A 17,719-nucleotide genomic window follows, 5' to 3' on the forward strand; every position below is an offset into this window, starting at 1 on the left:
GTGACCAGCTGTTTTCATAGGTTTTGGCGTATCGTCGGAATATCCTTTGCTGGATTGAAGGTGTGTTTTGATTGACTGTTTTGAACATTGATGTTCATTATTGCTTCGCGCTGCCCTGTTATTTGACGCACGAGGCATAACAACAATGAGCATCCAGCAAGGCCGCATAGACGTTCACCACCACATCATCCCGCCGGTGTACGCCGAGGCCATCCACCACCACGGTTTGCAGCAGCATGCCGGTGCAGCGCTGCCGAGCTGGACGCCGGAGAAGTCCCTGCAGGTCATGGATGTCAATGGCATACAGCGGGCGATCACCTCACTGACCACCCCAGGTGCCCACCTTGGCGGCGGTGTCGGCCAGGCCAGCAGCCTGGCGCGCGCCTGCAACGAGTACGCCGCCGATCTCTGCCAGCAACATCCCGAGCGTTTCGGTAGCTTCGCCCTGCTGCCGCTGCCGTTCACTGAGGCGTCCTGCGCCGAGGCGATCCACGCGCTGGATGTGCTTGAGGCGGACGGCGTGGTGGTGTTCGGCAGTAACGACGGCGTGTTTCTCGGCGATCCACGTCTCGACGAGTTGATGGCCGAACTGGATCGTCGCGCCGCGCTGGTCTTCGTCCACCCCAATCTGCACCAGAGCAGCGAGCAACTGGGTATGCAGACACCGGGCTTTCTTATTGAATTCCTCTGCGACACCACCCGCGCAGCGGTCAACCTGATCCTCAGCGGTACCTTGGAACGCTATCCGCGCATTCGCTGGATTCTCGCCCATGGTGGTGGTTTCCTGCCCTACGTGGCCTGGCGCGTGTCGCTGGCCGACGCCTTGCCGGCGTTCCAGGAGCGAGCGCCGCAGGGGGCGATGAGCTACCTCAAGCGCTTCTACTTCGACACCGCGCTGTCGCCGTCGCGCTACTCAATGGCGGCGCTCAAGCAGTTGGTCGAGCCATCGCACATCCTCTTCGGCAGCGACTTCCCCTTCGCCCCGGCGCCGCTGACCACCCTGCAGTGCCAGACCCTCGAAGACAACCCGCTGTGGTCGGCCGAGCAGCTCTACGGCATCCATCGCGGCCATGCGCTGGAGCTGCTCCCACAGTACCGCCAGGCCGACGAACAGCCAGTCCCGGCACCGATCTATGCCGGTGAATCCTTTACCAACCGCATGAAGCGCGGCCTGGCCCATCCGGTCGGTGCCTTCGTTGAGCGCGTGCGCAGTCGCTGAGGTTTGTGATGAAACGTCGAGAATTCGTGGTCGGTGCCGGCATGCTCGCTGGTGCTTCGCTGCTGGTCGATGGTTTGCCGGCGCTGGGCGCTCCGGCGGAATTGCCCAAGAGTACGCCGCCGCAGGAAGCGCGGGCGGCGGCGGGGCGCATCGATGTCCACCACCACCTACTGCCGCCGTTCTACGCCGAGGCGCTGCGCCGCCAGGGGCTCGATCGGATTGCCGGCGTGGCGTTGCCGGACTGGTCGCCAGAGCAGTCGCTGGCGCTGCTCGACACCCAGGGTATGCAGACGGCGATCCTCTCGCTGTCCTCACCCGGTGTCTGGTTCGGAGAGGCGCGGGCCGCTGCTGAACTGGCGCGGCGCTGTAACGAATACGCCGCTGAACTGACGCAGCGCCATCCGGGCCGCTTCGGCAGCTTCGGCGCGTTGCCGCTGCCAGCCACCGAGGCGGCCTGTGCCGAGGCGATCCATGCGCTGGACGTGCTCGAGGCCGACGGCGTGGTGCTGCTCGCCAGCAACGCCGGGGTGTTCCTCGGCGATCCGCGCTTCGAAGAGCTGATGGCCGAACTGGATCGCCGCGAGGCGACGGTGTTCGTCCACCCCAACCTACATCCGAGCAGCCAGGCGCTGGGGCTGGAAACACCGGGCTTCCTGCTCGAGCTCGTTTGCGACACCACCCGCGCGGCGGTCAACCTGATCCTCACCGGTACCCTGGAACGCTATCCGCGCATCCGCTGGATTCTCGCCCACGCCGGTGGCTTCCTGCCCTACGCGGCTTGGCGGGTATCGCTGGCCAACGCCATGCCGGAGTTTCAGGACAAGGCACCGCAAGGGGTAATGACCTACCTGCGGCGTTTCTACTTCGATACCGCGCTGGCACCAGCGGCACCATCGATGGCGGTGTTGTACGAGCTGGTCGAGCCGCGTCAGGTGCTGTTCGGCAGCGACTTCCCGTTTGCCCCGGCGAATCTGGTCGAACGGCAGGTCACCGAGCTCGGCAGCGCCTCGCCATGGTCATCGGAGCAGCTCGCCGGCATCGCCCGCGGTCACACGCTGAGCCTGTTCCCGCGCTTTGCAGTGCGCGGCGAGGCGGTGCTCGCGGCACCCCGTTACGCATCCGAATCCACCCTCCACCGGCTGGGGCGGAGCGCCACCCAACCGCTCGCCGCCCTGGCGCAGCGCCTGAAGGACTGAACCCATGAGCACGTTGTTCCAACCATTGCGCCTGCCTAACGGCCAGGTGATCCCCAACCGAATCGCCAAGGCCGCCATGGAGGAGAACCTGGCTGATGCCGAACATGCCCCGGGCGAGGCGCTGATCCGCCTCTACCGCACCTGGGCGGAAGGCGGTGCCGGCCTGATCATCACCGGCAACGTGATGGTCGACCGCCATGCGCTGACCGGCCCAGCCGGCGTGGTGCTGGAAAGTGATCGTCATCTGGCGCGCTTCGCCGACTGGGCCGAGGTCTGCCGTAGCCGGGGTGCACAGGCCTGGATGCAGATCAACCACCCCGGCCGCCAGATGATGGCCAACCTCGGCCAGCCGGCGCTCGGGCCGTCTGCCGTGGCGGTGAACATTCCCGGTCTGGACAAGCTGTTCGCCCAGCCGCGCGCGCTGACAGAAGCGGAGATCGAGCGGCTGATCCAGCGCTACGTGGCCACCGCTGTGCTCGCCGAGCGTGCCGGCTTCAGCGGGGTGCAGATTCATGCCGCGCATGGTTATCTGTTCAGCCAGTTCCTCTCGCCGCTGAGCAACCGCCGCAGCGATCAGTGGGGTGGTAGCCTGGAGAACCGCGCGCGGATTCTGTTGCGCACGGTGGCGGCGGTGCGCGCCGAGGTGTCGTCGCAGTTCTGTGTGGCGGTCAAGCTCAATTCGGCGGACTTCCAGCGCGGTGGTTTCGATGCCGAAGACGCGGTGGCAGTGATGTGGATGCTCAACAAACAGGCGGTGGACCTGGTCGAGCTGTCCGGCGGCAGCTATGAAAGTCCGGCGATGCAGGGCCAGACTCGCGATGGCAGTAGCCTGGCGCGCGAAGCCTACTTCCTCGAGTTCGCCGAACGCATCGCCGCGGAGGCGCGCATGCCGGTGATGGTCACCGGCGGTATTCGCCGTCGCGCGGTGGCCGAGCGTGTGCTGCAGGGGAAGGTGGCGATGCTCGGCATGGCCACCGCGCTGGCGCTCGATCCCGAACTGCCGCGACGCTGGCAGTCCGGCGAGGAAGCCGGCGTTGAGCCGATCGTGGTGAGTTGGAAGAACAAGGCGCTCGCCTCGGCGGCGACCCAGGCGATCGTCAAGCAGCAACTGGCGCGGCTTGGTCGCGGCAAGCGTACCCGGACGCGCACCTCGCCGCTGCTGGCGCTGCTCGGCAGCCAGTTGAAGAGCCGCCGCCAAGCGCGTGATTACCGGCGCTGGGTGAACCGGCTCGGCTGAGCGGGTTCAGCCCGGCAGCGTCTGCCAGGCCAGTTTGCGTGCACGGGCTGGAGTGGCACCAAGTGCTTTGAGGATCATCTCGGCGACCTTGCGGTCGTGATCCTCGACGCCACGGCCTTCCACCACCGCGCGCATGCCGCCGACACCGCAGGACACCACCAAGTCGAGGGCGAGGTTTTCGTCAGGGTAGGTGAACACACCTTCCTTGGCACCGGCGCGCAGGTCGGTGAGCACGGCGGTGGCTATTTTCGAGCGGATCGCCTGGTCGAAGTGCACTACGCGGATCACTGCGCTGGCCCAGTCCGGATCGGCAACGGCGCGGCGGATAAACATCCGCACGCCGATCGCCAGGCGCCGGGCACCGCTGTCGATGCCGGCGCTGAGGGTCGAGATGGTCTCGGAAAACTCGTCGGCCAGGGCGATGCCTACCGCCTCGACCACCTCGTCGCGGGTACGGAAGTAGTTGTAGATGGTGCCACTGGCGACCTCCGCCTCACTGGCGACTTCCAGCAGCGCGACCTCGCCGACCTCCTTTCGCGCAAACAGGCGCAGCGCCGCGTTTATCAGTGTTTGGCGCGTGCGCTCGCGCTTCTTGTGGCCACGGGTCAGGGGGGCGTCGGGCTTGGCTGGAGTGCTCATCGGGCCGCTCATGGAGGAGTTGGCCCCGATGATAATGGAAGCGCCGGCATCGGGGCAGATCGCTCAATGACCGAGCAGAGCCAGGCTTTCGCGTACTAGGTCGGCGGCGCGTGTTTTCGGGCCTTCGTGCATGACTATGCGATCCGGGCGCACCACTGCCAGTGAGTCGGCCGGCGCGTTGCCAAGCAGGCTGTGGCTGAGATCCTCGACGAAGGGCGTAGTGGCAAGGCTCTTCTGGCCATGCAGACCAATCTGCAGGTAACCGCCGCCACAATGTTCCCATTTACGCTGTGCCTCGGCGTCGAGTTGTGCCCGGGGGTCGATGCCGAAGCCGATCAAGGTCAGGCGGTCGCCGACGGTGTCGTCGCTGAGGCCGATGGTACCGTCCGCTGCACGCACCAGCCCCTGCGGGAACAGTCCGCCGCGCCGCAACTGGCGACCACGAACATGGGATACGAACAGGCCGCGCTTGAAGTTGTTCTTCGGCTTGATCTCCAGTTCCTCGAAGTACCGGCGCAACGGCGGCAGCAGACTCAGCATGCGCATCAGGCCGTGGCCAAGCAGTGCCATCGGAGCATTGCGTGGCATCACCAGGCGGCCCATCAACTTGGCCAGGGCAATCATCTCGCGGGCGTGCGGACGACGCTCTTGGTCGTAGCTGTCGAGAATCTTCGGATTGGCTCGGCCATCCAATACCCAGGCCAGTTTCCAGGCCAGGTTGGCTGCGTCGCGCAGACCGGCGACCAGTCCCTGGCCGACGAAGGGGGGAGTGATGTGCGCGGCATCGCCGATCAGGAACACTCTGCCGTTCTGGAAGCGTTCGCAGCAGCGTGCATGGAAGCGGTAGACCGCCTTGCGCTCGATTTTCAACTGATCGCGTTCGATCCAGGGCTGCAGCAACGTGGCGATGTTCTCGTCGCTTTCCATCTGCTCACGGCTCTCGCGGGGGTGGAGCATGAACTCCCAACGCTCGCGGCCACCGGGAGCCGGCATGTGCGGGGTCGGACGGCGATGGTCGCAGAGGAACTCGACGTGATCGATGGCGCGTTGCCCGCGTTCAGCCACGTCGATGATCAGCCAGTCCTCGCTGTAGCTCTGGCCCTTGAAGTCTTGACCAATCAGGCTGCGTACCTTCGAGCTGGCACCGTCGGCACCCACCAGGTAGCGCGCGCGCACCTGCTGCCGGTCTCCGTCCTCGTCGAGCAGGGTGGCGGTGACGCCGTCGCTGTCCTGGCACAAATCCTCCAGCTCGAAGCCGCCGAGGCTCTCGACGCTGTCGAAGCGACGGTACTGCGCGCGCATTGAGCGCTCCAGATCCGGTTGGTAGAAGGTCACCAGCTTCGGATGACCGTCGAGGCTACCGCGGGTGTTGGCACGACCAAACTGGCCGACCAGCGGGCAGCGCATACGCACCTCGGGAATCACGATCTTCTCGAAGGCATCTTCCGTGAGTCCGGCCAATTGCAGGATACGCAGCGCCTCGTTGTCCAGGGCGATTGCGCGTGGCATCAGCAGGATGTCGTGAACCTTGTCAACCACCAGGGTCTGGACACCGTAGCGACCGAGCAGAGCGGCCAGCGTGGCGCCGACCGGGCCATTGCCGATGATCAGTACGTCCACCATCGGCGGCAGTGATTTCTTGTTGTTGTGCATGTCGATCCCTTGTCGTTGTTGGATGTCTGGGTGGTATATTTATGGCAGATTATTCAAAAATGAACATTTTCTCAATATTGGATGTCTGTTGATCCAGAACCCTGAGGAGAAGGTGGAACAATGGAGCTTCGGCATCTGCGCTGCTTCCTTGCTGTTGCCGAAGAACTGCACTTCGCGCGGGCGGCTGAGCGGCTGCACATCGAGCAGTCTCCCTTGTCGCGTGCGATCAAGGAGCTCGAAGAAGAACTGGGCACGCCACTTTTTGTGCGCACTACGCGAAGTACGAAACTTACGCATGCGGGGCGGTTGTTTCTGGAGCATGTGCCGCGCGTATTCACCGTGCTGCAGCAGGCGCGTGACGGCGTGAGGGCCGCTGCCAATGGATTCCGCAGTCAACTGCGGGTAGCACTCTCGGACGGAATTTCTCCCTCGCGCTTTTCTTCGTTCCTGGCGCTATGCCGGCAAGAGGAGCCGGAGATTGGAATTCGCCTGTTCGAAGTGTCGCTGTCGCAGCAGATCAAGGGACTGCACGACGATTTGTATGACGTGGGGTTCGCCCAGTCGGATGAGGTTGGGGATGACATCGTCGCTGTTCCGGCCTGGAGCGATCCCTTGATGGTGGCTGTGCCGGCGCGTCATCCGATCCTGTTCCACAAGCGCATTCCGGTGGAAGAGTTGCTGCGCTATCCGCTGGTATTGTGCGATCCACAGGCTTGTGAGGGCCATGCACGCCAGGTCGAGCGTTTCCTGCGCCAGGCTGAAGCAGAGCCGCTGGTCGCGGAACAGGTGGCCTCCTGCGACCTGATGATGGCGCTTGTTGCCGCCGGTTTTGCCTTGGGGTTGACCGGAGAGTCGTGTATCGCGGCCAGCCGAGAAACTGGCGTTGTTGGTCGCCCATTGGCGGGGTGTCCTCCGGTGCTTACCACCTATCTGCTGCGCTCGACGCGCGAGCCATCGGTGACGTTGGCTCGCTTCATTGAGCGAGTGCAAGGGATTGATCCTTTGGGGGACACCTAGGCCACATCATCCAGCCAGACCGATACCTTGGAGGAAATTGAGCCATGAAGAAGGTCATGCCGTTTCTATGTGTCCTGGCCCTCACGGCCTGTGGCCAGTCCGAAACACCGGCGCCGTCGGCGCTACCCACGGTTGATGAGCTCGCGACCGATCCCGCTCGGCTGAAGGAGCTGCGCCAGCAGTGCAAGCTGGAACGTGAAAAGCTGGGCGACGAGCTGTGCAATCGCGTTGCCGAGGCCACACGCAAACGCTTCTATGGCGATGGAACGGTGCCCTACACACCGCCGAAGGAGCCGCCCAAGTTCTGATCGTGGGCAATCTGCTAAATCGTCTACTTGCTTGTTCAACACGCCGCAATACGCATGCGCTTGCGGTGGTTTCTCCCCATTGGCTCCCGCATGAATTGATGCGCTCCAGTCCAGTTCTATCCCGATAAAGGTCTTTGACCGGCACTGACCCGGCACCGAATCTCGACCGTGCAGCCGCATTTTTGCTGCTTTCACGGGAGAACTTGGGAGCCGTGCCATGCAAGGGACGAACGTGCTGTTCGGGCAGATCGCCGCCGTATTCGGCATCGTGATCGCCGGGGTGTGGATCGCCACGCAATGGACAGCCGCCGCCCTGGGCCATCAGGTACGCCTGGGCCCGCCCTGGTTCGACTGCTTTGGTACGCCGGTCTACCATCCCTGGCGGCTGTTCGACTGGTGGTTCTTCTTCGGCGCCTATGCTCCACAGGTCTTCGACATCGGCGGCGCCATTGCAGCCGCCAGCGGCCTGGTCGCCGTGGGCGTCGCCATCGCCATGTCGATCAGGCGTTCACGCCAGTCGCGCCTGGTCACGACCTATGGATCGGCGCGCTGGGCCGAGGTCGCCGACATCCGCAAGGCGGGCCTGGATCGGCCGGCGGGTGTCTTCCTCGGGCTACATGGCGACCGGTACCTGCGCCACGAGGGGCCGGAGCATGTCCTGGCCTTCGCGCCGACTCGCTCGGGCAAGGGCGTCGGCCTGGTGGTTCCCACGCTGCTGAGCTGGCCGGCCTCGGCGGTCATCCACGACATCAAGGGCGAGAACTGGAACCTCACCGCTGGTTGGCGCTCACGGTTCTCCCACTGCCTGCTGTTCAATCCCACCGACCCGCTGTCGGCTGCCTACAACCCGTTGCTGGAGGTTCGGCGCGGCTCGCATGAAGTGCGCGATGTGCAGAACATCGCCGACATCCTGGTCGACCCGGAAGGCGCGCTGGAGCGCCGCAACCACTGGGAGAAGACCTCGCACGCCCTGTTGGTCGGCGCCATCCTGCACGTGCTCTACGCCGGCGAGGACAAGACGCTGCGCGGCGTCGCCAACTTCCTGAGCGATCCTGAGTGCCCGTTCGAGGTGACGCTGCACCGGATGATGACGACGCGCCACCTGGGCGAGGGGACGCATCCGGTGGTGGCGTCCGCCGCCCGCGAAGTGCTCAACAAGAGCGAGAACGAGCGCTCGGGCGTGTTGAGCACCGCCATGTCGTTCCTCGGCCTGTACCGCGACCCCACGGTGGCCGAGGTGACCTCGCGCTGCGACTGGCGCATCGCCGACCTGATCGCCGCCGGGCATCCGCTGTCGCTGTACCTGGTGGTGCCACCCTCGGACATCAGCCGCACCAAGCCGTTGATCCGCCTGATCCTCAACCAGATCGGCCGGCGCCTGACCGAATCCCTCGACGGCGGCGATGGCGTGGAGCGCCGCCACACGCTGCTGCTGATGCTCGACGAGTTCCCGGCGCTGGGCCGACTGGACTTCTTCGAGTCGGCCCTGGCGTTCATGGCGGGCTACGGCCTGCGCGCCTTCCTGATCTCGCAGTCGCTCAACCAGATCGACAAGGCCTACGGGCAGAACCATTCCATCCTCGACAACTGCCATGTGCGTGTGACCTTCGCCACCAACGACGAGCGCACGGCCAAGCGGATCTCCGAGACGCTGGGCACGGCGACCGAGCTGCGTGCGCAGCGCAACTACGCGGGCCACCGGCTGGCGCCGTGGCTGGGGCACCTGATGGTGTCGCGGCAGGAAACGGCGCGGCCGCTGCTGACCCCGGGCGAGGTGATGCAGCTGCCGCCGGACGAGGCCGTGGTGATGGTGTCCAGCGTCGCGCCGATCAGGGCCAGGAAGCTGCGCTACTACAGCGACGCCAACTTCAAGCGGCGCGTGCTGCCGCCACCCGTCCTCGTGGCCGGGCGCTACGCCGACGCGCCGCCGGTGCGTGGGGACGACTGGAGCGGCCTGGCCATGCCGGTGACGCCCGCGAGCTCGGGACTCGGCGATGGCCTTGCCGCCGACACCGCCGACGATGGCGGTCCGCGCCGTCAGCCCGAACTGTCCGAGACCGTCGACTACAACCCGGAGCAGGCGCCCGCCTGCAGCGACCTGTCACTGCTCGATGACGACGACCCGCAGCCCGTTCTTCCTCGCCAGCTTGATCCGGCCATGCAGCGCGTGGCGCGGCTGGCATCCCTCGACCCCAACGACGGAATCGAACTATGAGCCAGTACCGCCTCAACCTGTTCATCCAGCCCGAGCATGCCCGCCGCCTGGACGAGCTGGCCGCCAAGAAGGGCGTGTCCAAGTCCTCCATCGTCGCGGCGGCCCTGGCGTCCTGGCTGTCGCCGGACGCGGGCGACCAGCGCGAGGCGGCGATCGCCAAGCGGCTGGATCGCCTGTCGCGCCAGTTCGAGCGCCTGGAGCGCGACCAGGCCATCGAGATCGAGACGCTGGCGCTGTTCGTACGCTACTTCCTGACCGTCAGCACGCCGCTGCCCGAGGCGCACCAGGAGGCGGCCAAGGCCCAGGGCAAGGCGCGTTTCGAGCAGTTCGTCGAGCAGCTCGGCCGCCACCTGTCGCGCGGGCGCAGCCTGGTACGCGACGTGGTCGAGGAGCTGTACCCGGACGGCCAGCATCTGGACGAAGCTGCGCAGGGCGAAGCGCGGGAGCGTGTGTCATGAGCACCGCGCCGCCGGCCTGCATTGCCGACTCGTTGGACCGGCGTATCCGCATGCTGCGCACGGCGATGGGGCCGGTGATCGCCGCCGCGCTCGAGGATCCGGACGTGGTGGAGATCATGCTCAACCCCGACCGCACGCTCTGGGTCGATCGCCTGTCGTCGGGGCGCGCGCCGCTGGGCGCGGAGCTGTCCGAGGCCGACGGCGAGCGCATCATCCGCCTGGTGGCCGCGCATGTCGGCGCGGAAGTGCATCGTGGCCAGCCACTGCTGAGTGCCGAGCTGCCGGAAACCGGTGAACGCTTCGAGGGCATCCTGCCGCCGGCGGCGCCGGGGCCGGCCTTCGCGCTGCGCAAGCGCGCCCTGGGCGTCATTCCGCTGGCGCGCTACGTGACGGACGGGATGATGAGCGCCGCCCAGGCCGAGTATCTGCGCGCCGAGGTGCGCGAGCGGCGGAACATCCTGATCGCCGGCGGCACCAGCACCGGCAAGACCACGCTGGCCAATGCCTTGCTCGCCGAGATCGCCGCCACCGGCGACCGCGTGCTGGTGCTCGAGGACACCATCGAACTGCAATGCGCCGCGCGCGACCACGTGCCGCTGCGCACCCGCGCCGGCGTGGTGTCCATGCGCGAGCTGGTGCGCGCCACGATGCGCCTGCGCCCCGACCGGGTGGTGGTCGGCGAGGTGCGCGGCGGCGAGGCGCTGGACCTCGTCAAGGTGTGGGGCACCGGCCACCCGGGCGGCATCGCCACCATTCATGCCGGCTCCGCCCAGGGCGCGCTGCTGCGCCTGGAGCAGCTGGTGCTCGAAGTGGCCGTGAATCCGCCGCGTGCGCTGATCGCCGAGGCGGTCGACGTGGTGATCTTCATCGCCGGTCGCGGCCGCAAGCGCCGGATCGAGAGCATCGCCCGGGTAACCGGCTTCGACGAGGCGGGCTACCACCTGGCGGATGCGCCGGGGGAGCCGCTCGGCGACCAGCTCACGCCCTTTTTCCTGTCCCCGACCACGCCTGGAGAACTGCCATGACGCCGACACGCGCCCCCGCTTTCCGCTTTTCCGTAAATACGGCCTTGTGCCTGGCACGCCTGCGTCGCCTGGCCGGCCCCGCGCAGCGTGGCTTGCTGCTGGCCGCCGTCCTGCTGATGACGGCCGGCACGGCGAGGGCCGCCGGTTCCTCGATGCCCTGGGAAGGTCCGCTCGAATCCATCCTCGCATCGATCCAGGGGCCGGTCGCGCGCATCGTGGCGGTGATCATCATCATCGCCACCGGCCTGGCGCTGGCGTTCGGCGACACCTCGGGGGGCTTTCGCAAGCTGATCCAGATCGTCTTCGGCTTGAGCATCGCCTTTGCCGCCTCCTCGTTCTTCCTGTCCTTCTTCAGCTTCTCCGGCGGGGCGGTCGTATGAGCGCGGGAAGCGACCTGCCGGGCTTCGAGGTGCCGCTGCACCGTTCGCTGACCGAGCCGATCCTGCTCGGCGGTGCGCCGCGCACGGTGGCCATCGCCAACGGCACGCTGGCCGCCGCCGTCGGGCTGGGGCTGCAGCTCTGGCTGCCGGGACTGGTGCTGTGGCTGGTCGGCCACGCGCTCGCGGTATGGGGCGCGCGCGTCGATCCGCAGTTCATGCAGGTGTTCGCCCGGCACCTCAAGCACAAGCCGCTGCTGGACGTGTGAGGGGAGGGCGCCGCGATGCTGAACCTCGCCGAATACCGCCAGCGCCCGGCCCTGCTCGCCGACTGGCTGCCGTGGGCCGGCCTGGTCGCGCCCGGCGTGGTGCTGAACAAGGACGGCTCGTTCCAGCGCACGGCGCGCTTCCGTGGTCCCGACCTCGACAGCGCGACGCAAGGCGAGCTGGTGGCCACCACCGCGCGGCTAAACAACGCGCTGCGCCGGCTCGGTGCCGGTTGGGCCCTGTTCGTCGAGGCCGAGCGCCGGGCCGCGGCGGACTATCCGCATTCGGATTTTCCCGAACCGTTGTCCTGGCTGGTGGACGAGGAGCGGCGCGCGGCCTTCGAGGAGTCCGGCAACCACTTCGAGAGTGGCTACCACCTGACGCTGCAGTACCTGCCGCCGGAGGAGTCGCATGCCCGCGCCGCCAGGCTGATCTATGAGAACACCTCGACGGCCGGCGTGGACTGGCGCGAGCGCCTCACGGCCTTTATCGCGGAGACCGAGCGCATCTTCGACCTGCTCGCCGGCGTGATGCCGGAGATCGACTGGCTGGATGACGGCGAGACGCTGAGCTACCTGCACGCGACGGTCTCGACGCGGCGCTATCGCGTCGGGGTTCCGGAAGTGCCGTTCCACCTCGACACACTGCTGGCCGACGTGCCGCTGCTCGGCGGCCTGGCTCCGATGCTGGGCGATGAGCACCTGCGTGTGATTACCGTGCGGGGTTTCCCGACCTCGACCTGGCCGGGAATCCTGGACGACCTCAACCGGCTGGGCTTCGCCTACCGCTGGAGCACGCGCTTCCTCTGCCTGGACAAGGCCGAGGCGGAAAGGGAGCTCGGTCGCCTGCGCCGCCAGTGGTTCGCCAAGCGCAAGAGCGTCCTGGCGCTGCTGCGCGAAACCCTGTTCCAGCAGGAGAGCCCGCTGCTCGACAGCGACGCCAGCAACAAGGCGGCCGACGCGGATGCCGCGCTGCAGGAACTGGGCGGCGACCAGGTCGCCTTCGGCTTCGTCACCGCGACCGTGACGGTGCTCGATGCCAATGCCGAGATAGCCGACGAGAAGCTGCGCAGGGTGGAGCGCGTCATCCAGGGGCGGGGCTTCGTGACCATCCCGGAAACCCTCAACGCCGTGGAGGCGTGGCTGTCCTCGGTGCCGGGCAACGCCTACGCCAATGTGCGCCAGCCTATCGTTTCGACGCTGAACCTCGCGCACCTGATGCCGGTGTCGGCGGTGTGGGCCGGGCCGGAGAGGAACATCCACCTCGACGGGCCGCCGCTGATCGTCACCCGCACCGAGGGTGCGACGCCATTTCGGCTAGTGACCCATATCGGCGACGTGGGGCACACCCTGGTCGTCGGCCCGACCGGCATGGGCAAGTCGGTCCTGCTGGCCACGCTGGCGCTGCAGTTCCGCCGCTACCCCGGCTCGCGCATCTTCGCCTTCGACATGGGCCGCTCCATGCGGGCCACGGTGCTGGGGCTGGGCGGCGAGCACTATGACCTGGGCGCCGATGGCGCGATCGCCTTCCAGCCGTTTGCGGGTATCGACCAGGCGGGCTATCGCGCCTGGGCGGCCGAGTGGGTCGAAGGGCGCCTGCTGCACGAGGGCGTGGCCGCTGGCCCCGACGAGAAGGCGGCCATCTGGTCCGCGCTTGGCAGCCTCGCCGGCGCGCCGGTCGAACAGCGCACGCTCACCGGCCTGTCGGTGCTGTTGCAGTCGAACGCGCTGCGCCAGGCGCTGGCGCCCTATGTGCTGGGCGGGGCGCACGGCAAGCTGCTCGACGCCGATCTCGATTACCTGGGCATGGCCGATGTGCAGTGCTTCGAGATGGAGGAGCTGATGCCCAGCAAGGCTGCGGTGCTGGCCGTGCTGGGCTACCTGTTCGCGCGCCTGGAGGAGCGTTTCGACGGCGCGCCGACGCTGCTGATCCTCGACGAGTCCTGGCTGTTCCTCGACGACCCGGTGTTTGCCGCGCGTATCCGCCAATGGCTGAAGACGCTGCGCAAGAAGAACGTCAGCGTGATCTTCGCCACGCAGTCGCTCGCCGACATCAAGGACTCGACCATCGCCCCGGCGATCATCGAGAGCTGCGCCAGCCGCATCTTCCTGCCCAACCCCCAGGCGACCGAGCCGCAGATCCGCGTGATCTACGAGGGCTTCGGCCTCAACGGCCGGCAGATCGAGATCGTCGCCACCGCGCAGCCCAAGCGCGATTACTACTACCAGTCCCGCGCGGGCAACCGCCTGTTCGACCTCGACCTGGGGCCGGTCGCGCTCGCCTTCGCCGGCGCCTCGACGCCCCAGGACCAGCGCGCCATCGACGGCGTATTGCGCGACTCCAGTGTGCCGGGCTTCGCCGCCGCCTGGCTGCGTCATTGCGGCCTCGACTGGGCGGCCGATCTGCTGCCGTCCGCGCCATCCGCCGCATCCATCCTCGTTGCCCAACCCCAGGAGGCTTCGCCATGAAGACCCGTGCGCTTTCCGCGTCCCTCGCCGTCGTGCTGTCGGTGTCGTTGCTGGCCGTGCAGCCCGTGTTCGCACTCACCGTGATTGATCCGACCAACCTCGTGCAGAACACGCTGACGGCCATCCGCACGCTGGAGCAGATCAACAACCAGGTACAGCAGCTGCAGAACGAGTCGCAGATGCTCATCAACCAGGCGCGCAACCTGGCGAGCCTCGACTTCAATATCGTCAACCGGCTGCGCTCGTCGCTGGCGAGGAGCGAGCAACTGATCGCCGAGGCGCAGGGGCTGGCCTACGATGTGCGGAACCTCGACCGCGAATTCGCCCGGCTGTACCCGCGGGAGTACGCCGCCACCGTCAGCGGCGACCAGATGTACCGGGACGCCCGCGAGCGCTGGGCGCACACGCTCGATGGCCTGCACACCGCGATGCGCCTGCAGGCGCAGGTGTCGTGGAACCTACGGGAGGATGAGGGCGCGCTGGCCGATTTGGTGGGGCAGAGCCAGTCGGCCACCGGCGCGCTGCAGGCCATGCAGGCGACCAACCAGCTGCTGGCCCTGCAGGCCAAGCAGTCCATCCAGGCGCAGCAGCTCCAGCTCACCCAGGACCGCGCGGCCTCGCTGGAGCTGGCACGGCAGGCGGCGGCCAGCGAGCGCGCCCGCGAGGTACGGCGGCGCTTCCTCGGCGAGGGCACGCCGTACACGCCGCATTCGGTCCGGTTCTACGGGAACTGAGGGAGGCTTCGTCATGAACGACGTGACGGTCATCGACCGCTTCCTCGATACCTTCTCGCGCTACATCGACTCGGGCTTCGGGCTGCTGCAGGGGGAGGTCGCCTTCCTGACCGCCACGCTGATCGCCATCGACATGACGATCGCCGGGCTGTACTGGGCGCTTGGCCATGCCACCGGCCAGGGCGAGGACGTGATGGCGAGGCTGATCCGCAAGGTGCTCTATGTCGGCGCCTTCGCCTACATCATCGGCAATTTCAACTGGCTGGCCGGCATCGTCTTCCGTTCCTTTGCCGGGCTGGGCCTGACGGCGACCGGCGCGCTCAGCATGGAGACCTTCCTGCAGCCGGGGCGGCTGGCGAAGGCCGGCATCGACGCCGGCGCGCCGATCCTGGCGCAGATCGGCGAACTGACCGGCTTCCCCGAGGTGTTCGCCAACCTCGACCCCATCGTCATCCTGTTCCTGGCCTGGCTGGTGGTCATCGTCTGCTTCTTCGTGCTGGCGGTGCAGCTGTTCATCACCCTGATCGAGTTCAAGCTGACCACGCTCGCGGGCTTCGTGCTGGTGCCTTTCGCGCTGTGGAACAAGACCGCGTTCCTCGCCGAGAAGGTGCTGGGCAACGTGGTGTCCTCCGGCGTCAAGGTGCTGGTGCTGGCGGTGATCGTCGGCATCGGCACCGGACTGTTCGCCGAGTTCCAGGTGCACCCCGACGAGCCCTCCATCGACCACGCGCTGGTGGTCATGCTGGCCTCGCTGGCGCTGCTCGCCTTGGGCATCTTCGGCCCGGGCATCGCCACCGGGCTGATTTCCGGTGGCCCGCAGCTGGGGGCGGGGGCGATGGCCGGTGCCGCGCTCGGCGCGGCGGGCATGGCCGTCGCCGTCGGTGCCACCGCGACCGGCGTGGGTGCCGCGGTCGCGGCTGGGGCGCGGATGGCGCCGGCCGCGAAACTGGCCGCCAGGGTGCGCTCGCTCAAGGGCCGGTTTGCCGGCGGCGGCGGGGCTTCATCTGCTGGCAGCGCGGCCACCCTGGGCAAGGCGGCCCAAGGCGCCACCGATGCCAAGGCGCAACCCGCATGGGCCAAGCGCCTGCAACGACGCCAGCGGATCGGCCATGCCGCCACCACTGTCGCGCACACGCTGCGCGGTGGCGACGGCGGCGGTTCAGGCGCTGGCCCGAACCTGCGGGATTCGGATTCGTAAGGAGGACGAGCCATGCGCTTCAGACGACCACGGGTGCGCTACGCCGAGACGCCGCCACCCGCTACCCCATACCAGGCCGCCGCCCAGGCGTGGGACGAGCGCATCGGCTCGGCCCGCGTGCAGGCGAAAAACTGGCGCCTGATGGCCTTCGGTTGCCTGACGCTCGCGCTGCTGATGGCGGGCGGCCTGGTCTGGCGCTCGGCCCAGTCCATCGTGACGCCCTACGTGGTGGAGGTGGACAAGAGCGGCCAGGTGCGCGCGGTTGGCGAGGCCGCCACGCCGTACCGGCCGGCCGATGCGCAGGTCGCCTATCACCTGGCGCGCTTCGTCACGCTGGTGCGCTCGCTGTCCATCGATCCGATCGTGGTGCGGCAGAACTGGCTCGACGCCTACGACTACACCACCGACCGTGGCGCGGCCGTGCTCAACGACTATGCGCGCACCAACGATCCGTTCACCCGTGTCGGCAAGGAGTCGGTGACGGTGCAGGTCAGCAGCGTCGTGCGGGCCAGCGACGCCTCCTTCAACGTGCGCTGGACGGAGCGGCGCTTCGTCAACGGCGCCCCGGCCGGCACCGAGCGCTGGAACGCGGTGATCTCCACGGTCCTGCAAACCCCGCGCACCGAGCAGCGACTGCGCAAGAACCCCTTGGGCATCTACGTCAACGGGCTGTCGTGGAGCCGTGAGCTCGAGGCGTCCGAAGGAGCCAAGCCATGAACCTGTCCTTCCGTAAATCCGCGTTCACTTTGGCCCTGCTTGTCCTGGCCGGCTGCTCCAGCCAGGGCAAGCCGCCGCCGCGTATTTCGCTCGATGAGCCTGTGCAGGCGCAGCCGCTGCCCGAGCCGCAGAAGCCGGTGGAAGTGGTGGCGGTGCCGCAGGTACTCCCGATGCCAGGACAGATGAAGCCGTTGCCAGGGGCTGACAAGGCCAAGTCCGCACCGGAGCCGGCCGACGAGAAGGTGAGGGTGTCACGGGCGAACCAGGAGGCGAGGGTGGCGCCCACGCGAGAGGGCTACGTCAATGCGATCCAGGTCTGGCCCTACAGCGACGGCGCGTTGTACCAGGTCTATGCCGCGCCGGGGCGGGTAACGGTGATCACGCTGCAGGCCGGCGAGGAGCTGGTGACGGTGGCGGCCGGCGACACGGTGCGCTGGATCGTCGGCGACACGTCCAGCGGCACCGGCGACGCGCTGCGCGTCAATGTGCTGGTCAAGCCGATCCGCTCGGATCTGAAGACCAACCTGGTCATCACCACCAGCCGGCGCACCTACCTGATTGAGCTGACCTCCACCGAGCGCGCCTGGATGGCCTCGGTGTCCTGGGACTACCCGAAGGACCGGATGCTGGCCTTGCAACGCCAGGCACGGGCCGCACAGGCGGCCACGCCGATCGATACCGGCCTCTCGCTGGAGAAGATCCGCTTTCGCTACGCGATCAGCGGCAGCAATCCGCCGTGGCAGCCACTGCGTGCCTTCGATGACGGCGAGAAAGTCTATATCCAGTTTCCCGCCGGCATCGCCCAGGGTGAGCTGCCGCCGCTGTTCGTGATTGGCGCGCAGGGGGATGGGCAACTGGTCAACTACCGCTTCCGCTCGCCGTACTACATCGTGGATCGGCTGTTCGGCGCGGCCGAGCTGCGCCTGGGCGGTGACAAGGGCGACGTGGTGCGCATCGAGCGTACGGACGGCGTGACCGGGGGGAACTGAGC

Annotated in this window: 17 protein-coding genes; 15 read left to right on the forward strand and 2 right to left on the reverse strand. The window is 67.3% G+C overall.

Going from position 1 to position 17,719, the window contains the following annotated elements:
• Positions 1-145 precede the first annotated feature (145 nt).
• The 3 genes from PSEWESI4_RS21225 to PSEWESI4_RS21235 are packed head-to-tail and all read left to right on the forward strand — an operon-like array spanning position 146 to position 3,652.
• Positions 146-1,219 carry an amidohydrolase family protein gene (locus PSEWESI4_RS21225; RefSeq protein ID WP_187673218.1) on the forward strand — a complete coding sequence of 358 codons (1,074 nt, stop codon included), beginning with the start codon at positions 146-148 and terminating at the stop codon, positions 1,217-1,219.
• Between the two features lie 8 nt (positions 1,220-1,227).
• On the forward strand, positions 1,228-2,415 hold the full coding sequence (locus PSEWESI4_RS21230; RefSeq protein WP_235978980.1) for an amidohydrolase family protein: 1,188 nt from the start codon (positions 1,228-1,230) through the stop codon (positions 2,413-2,415).
• A gap of 4 nt (positions 2,416-2,419) precedes the next feature.
• The gene (locus tag PSEWESI4_RS21235) at positions 2,420-3,652 is read left to right on the forward strand and encodes an NADH:flavin oxidoreductase/NADH oxidase family protein (RefSeq protein WP_187673219.1); all 1,233 of its coding nucleotides are present in this window, start codon (positions 2,420-2,422) and stop codon (positions 3,650-3,652) included.
• Between the two features lie 6 nt (positions 3,653-3,658).
• Here the strand turns inward: PSEWESI4_RS21235 and PSEWESI4_RS21240 are convergent, their stop codons facing one another.
• Together PSEWESI4_RS21240 and mhpA are read right to left on the reverse strand one after the other, a co-directional pair.
• Positions 3,659-4,291: a TetR/AcrR family transcriptional regulator gene (locus PSEWESI4_RS21240; RefSeq protein WP_235978981.1), complete on the reverse strand. Its 633-nt coding sequence runs from the start codon at positions 4,289-4,291 to the stop codon at positions 3,659-3,661.
• Between the two features lie 63 nt (positions 4,292-4,354).
• On the reverse strand, positions 4,355-5,944 hold the full coding sequence (gene mhpA / locus PSEWESI4_RS21245) for a bifunctional 3-(3-hydroxy-phenyl)propionate/3-hydroxycinnamic acid hydroxylase MhpA (protein WP_187673221.1): 1,590 nt from the start codon (positions 5,942-5,944) through the stop codon (positions 4,355-4,357).
• 120 nt (positions 5,945-6,064) lie between these two features.
• Between mhpA and PSEWESI4_RS21250 the strand changes: the two genes are divergently transcribed.
• The 12 genes from PSEWESI4_RS21250 to trbG all read left to right on the forward strand — a co-directional run bounded on the left by PSEWESI4_RS21250 (position 6,065) and on the right by trbG (position 17,717).
• Positions 6,065-6,961, forward strand: a complete 897-nt coding sequence (locus PSEWESI4_RS21250) for a LysR family transcriptional regulator (protein WP_187673222.1) — start codon at positions 6,065-6,067, stop codon at positions 6,959-6,961.
• Between the two features lie 44 nt (positions 6,962-7,005).
• Positions 7,006-7,269 (forward strand): EexN family lipoprotein, encoded by a 264-nt coding sequence (locus tag PSEWESI4_RS21255; protein ID WP_187673223.1) that lies wholly within the window; start codon positions 7,006-7,008, stop codon positions 7,267-7,269.
• 217 nt (positions 7,270-7,486) lie between these two features.
• A complete protein-coding gene (locus PSEWESI4_RS21260) occupies positions 7,487-9,484 on the forward strand; it encodes a conjugal transfer protein TraG (RefSeq protein WP_187673224.1) in 1,998 nt (665 codons plus the stop codon).
• Entirely contained in the window at positions 9,481-9,942 is a 462-nt protein-coding gene (locus PSEWESI4_RS21265) for a ribbon-helix-helix protein, CopG family (protein ID WP_187673225.1), read from the forward strand. Before PSEWESI4_RS21260 ends, PSEWESI4_RS21265 begins: the two co-directional genes overlap by 4 nt.
• Positions 9,939-10,967 (forward strand): P-type conjugative transfer ATPase TrbB, encoded by a 1,029-nt coding sequence (trbB, locus tag PSEWESI4_RS21270; protein ID WP_187673226.1) that lies wholly within the window; start codon positions 9,939-9,941, stop codon positions 10,965-10,967. The genes PSEWESI4_RS21265 and trbB overlap by 4 nt, the downstream gene beginning before the upstream one ends.
• A complete protein-coding gene (locus tag PSEWESI4_RS21275) occupies positions 10,964-11,347 on the forward strand; it encodes a TrbC/VirB2 family protein (protein ID WP_121410897.1) in 384 nt (127 codons plus the stop codon). Before trbB ends, PSEWESI4_RS21275 begins: the two co-directional genes overlap by 4 nt.
• Positions 11,344-11,613 (forward strand): VirB3 family type IV secretion system protein, encoded by a 270-nt coding sequence (locus PSEWESI4_RS21280; protein WP_121410896.1) that lies wholly within the window; start codon positions 11,344-11,346, stop codon positions 11,611-11,613. The genes PSEWESI4_RS21275 and PSEWESI4_RS21280 overlap by 4 nt, the downstream gene beginning before the upstream one ends.
• 15 nt (positions 11,614-11,628) lie before the next feature.
• Positions 11,629-14,079 carry a conjugal transfer protein TrbE gene (gene trbE / locus PSEWESI4_RS21285; protein ID WP_187673227.1) on the forward strand — a complete coding sequence of 817 codons (2,451 nt, stop codon included), beginning with the start codon at positions 11,629-11,631 and terminating at the stop codon, positions 14,077-14,079.
• Positions 14,076-14,813 (forward strand): P-type conjugative transfer protein TrbJ, encoded by a 738-nt coding sequence (trbJ, locus tag PSEWESI4_RS21290; protein ID WP_187673228.1) that lies wholly within the window; start codon positions 14,076-14,078, stop codon positions 14,811-14,813. The genes trbE and trbJ overlap by 4 nt, the downstream gene beginning before the upstream one ends.
• Positions 14,814-14,826: 13 nt before the next feature.
• Positions 14,827-16,011 carry a P-type conjugative transfer protein TrbL gene (trbL, locus tag PSEWESI4_RS21295; protein ID WP_187673229.1) on the forward strand — a complete coding sequence of 395 codons (1,185 nt, stop codon included), beginning with the start codon at positions 14,827-14,829 and terminating at the stop codon, positions 16,009-16,011.
• A gap of 12 nt (positions 16,012-16,023) precedes the next feature.
• Positions 16,024-16,728, forward strand: a complete 705-nt coding sequence (trbF, locus tag PSEWESI4_RS21300; RefSeq protein WP_187673230.1) for a conjugal transfer protein TrbF — start codon at positions 16,024-16,026, stop codon at positions 16,726-16,728.
• A complete protein-coding gene (gene trbG, locus PSEWESI4_RS21305; protein WP_187673231.1) occupies positions 16,725-17,717 on the forward strand; it encodes a P-type conjugative transfer protein TrbG in 993 nt (330 codons plus the stop codon). Before trbF ends, trbG begins: the two co-directional genes overlap by 4 nt.
• The last annotated feature ends 2 nt before the right edge of the window (positions 17,718-17,719 follow it).

The organism is Zestomonas carbonaria, from assembly GCF_904061905.1.
GTDB lineage: Bacteria > Pseudomonadota > Gammaproteobacteria > Pseudomonadales > Pseudomonadaceae > Aquipseudomonas > Aquipseudomonas carbonaria.

Coding starts and splice junctions, on each gene's coding strand:
- PSEWESI4_RS21265 (WP_187673225.1), top strand. CDS start 9,481: ATGAGCCAGTACCGCCTCAACCTGTTCATCCAGCCCGAGCATGCCCGC.
- trbB (WP_187673226.1), top strand. CDS start 9,939: ATGAGCACCGCGCCGCCGGCCTGCATTGCCGACTCGTTGGACCGGCGT.
- mhpA (WP_187673221.1), bottom strand. CDS start 5,944: ATGCACAACAACAAGAAATCACTGCCGCCGATGGTGGACGTACTGATC.
- PSEWESI4_RS21275 (WP_121410897.1), top strand. CDS start 10,964: ATGACGCCGACACGCGCCCCCGCTTTCCGCTTTTCCGTAAATACGGCC.
- trbL (WP_187673229.1), top strand. CDS start 14,827: ATGAACGACGTGACGGTCATCGACCGCTTCCTCGATACCTTCTCGCGC.
- trbE (WP_187673227.1), top strand. CDS start 11,629: ATGCTGAACCTCGCCGAATACCGCCAGCGCCCGGCCCTGCTCGCCGAC.
- trbG (WP_187673231.1), top strand. CDS start 16,725: ATGAACCTGTCCTTCCGTAAATCCGCGTTCACTTTGGCCCTGCTTGTC.
- PSEWESI4_RS21280 (WP_121410896.1), top strand. CDS start 11,344: ATGAGCGCGGGAAGCGACCTGCCGGGCTTCGAGGTGCCGCTGCACCGT.
- PSEWESI4_RS21260 (WP_187673224.1), top strand. CDS start 7,487: ATGCAAGGGACGAACGTGCTGTTCGGGCAGATCGCCGCCGTATTCGGC.
- PSEWESI4_RS21250 (WP_187673222.1), top strand. CDS start 6,065: ATGGAGCTTCGGCATCTGCGCTGCTTCCTTGCTGTTGCCGAAGAACTG.
- trbF (WP_187673230.1), top strand. CDS start 16,024: ATGCGCTTCAGACGACCACGGGTGCGCTACGCCGAGACGCCGCCACCC.
- PSEWESI4_RS21225 (WP_187673218.1), top strand. CDS start 146: ATGAGCATCCAGCAAGGCCGCATAGACGTTCACCACCACATCATCCCG.
- trbJ (WP_187673228.1), top strand. CDS start 14,076: ATGAAGACCCGTGCGCTTTCCGCGTCCCTCGCCGTCGTGCTGTCGGTG.
- PSEWESI4_RS21255 (WP_187673223.1), top strand. CDS start 7,006: ATGAAGAAGGTCATGCCGTTTCTATGTGTCCTGGCCCTCACGGCCTGT.
- PSEWESI4_RS21235 (WP_187673219.1), top strand. CDS start 2,420: ATGAGCACGTTGTTCCAACCATTGCGCCTGCCTAACGGCCAGGTGATC.
- PSEWESI4_RS21230 (WP_235978980.1), top strand. CDS start 1,228: ATGAAACGTCGAGAATTCGTGGTCGGTGCCGGCATGCTCGCTGGTGCT.
- PSEWESI4_RS21240 (WP_235978981.1), bottom strand. CDS start 4,291: ATGAGCACTCCAGCCAAGCCCGACGCCCCCCTGACCCGTGGCCACAAG.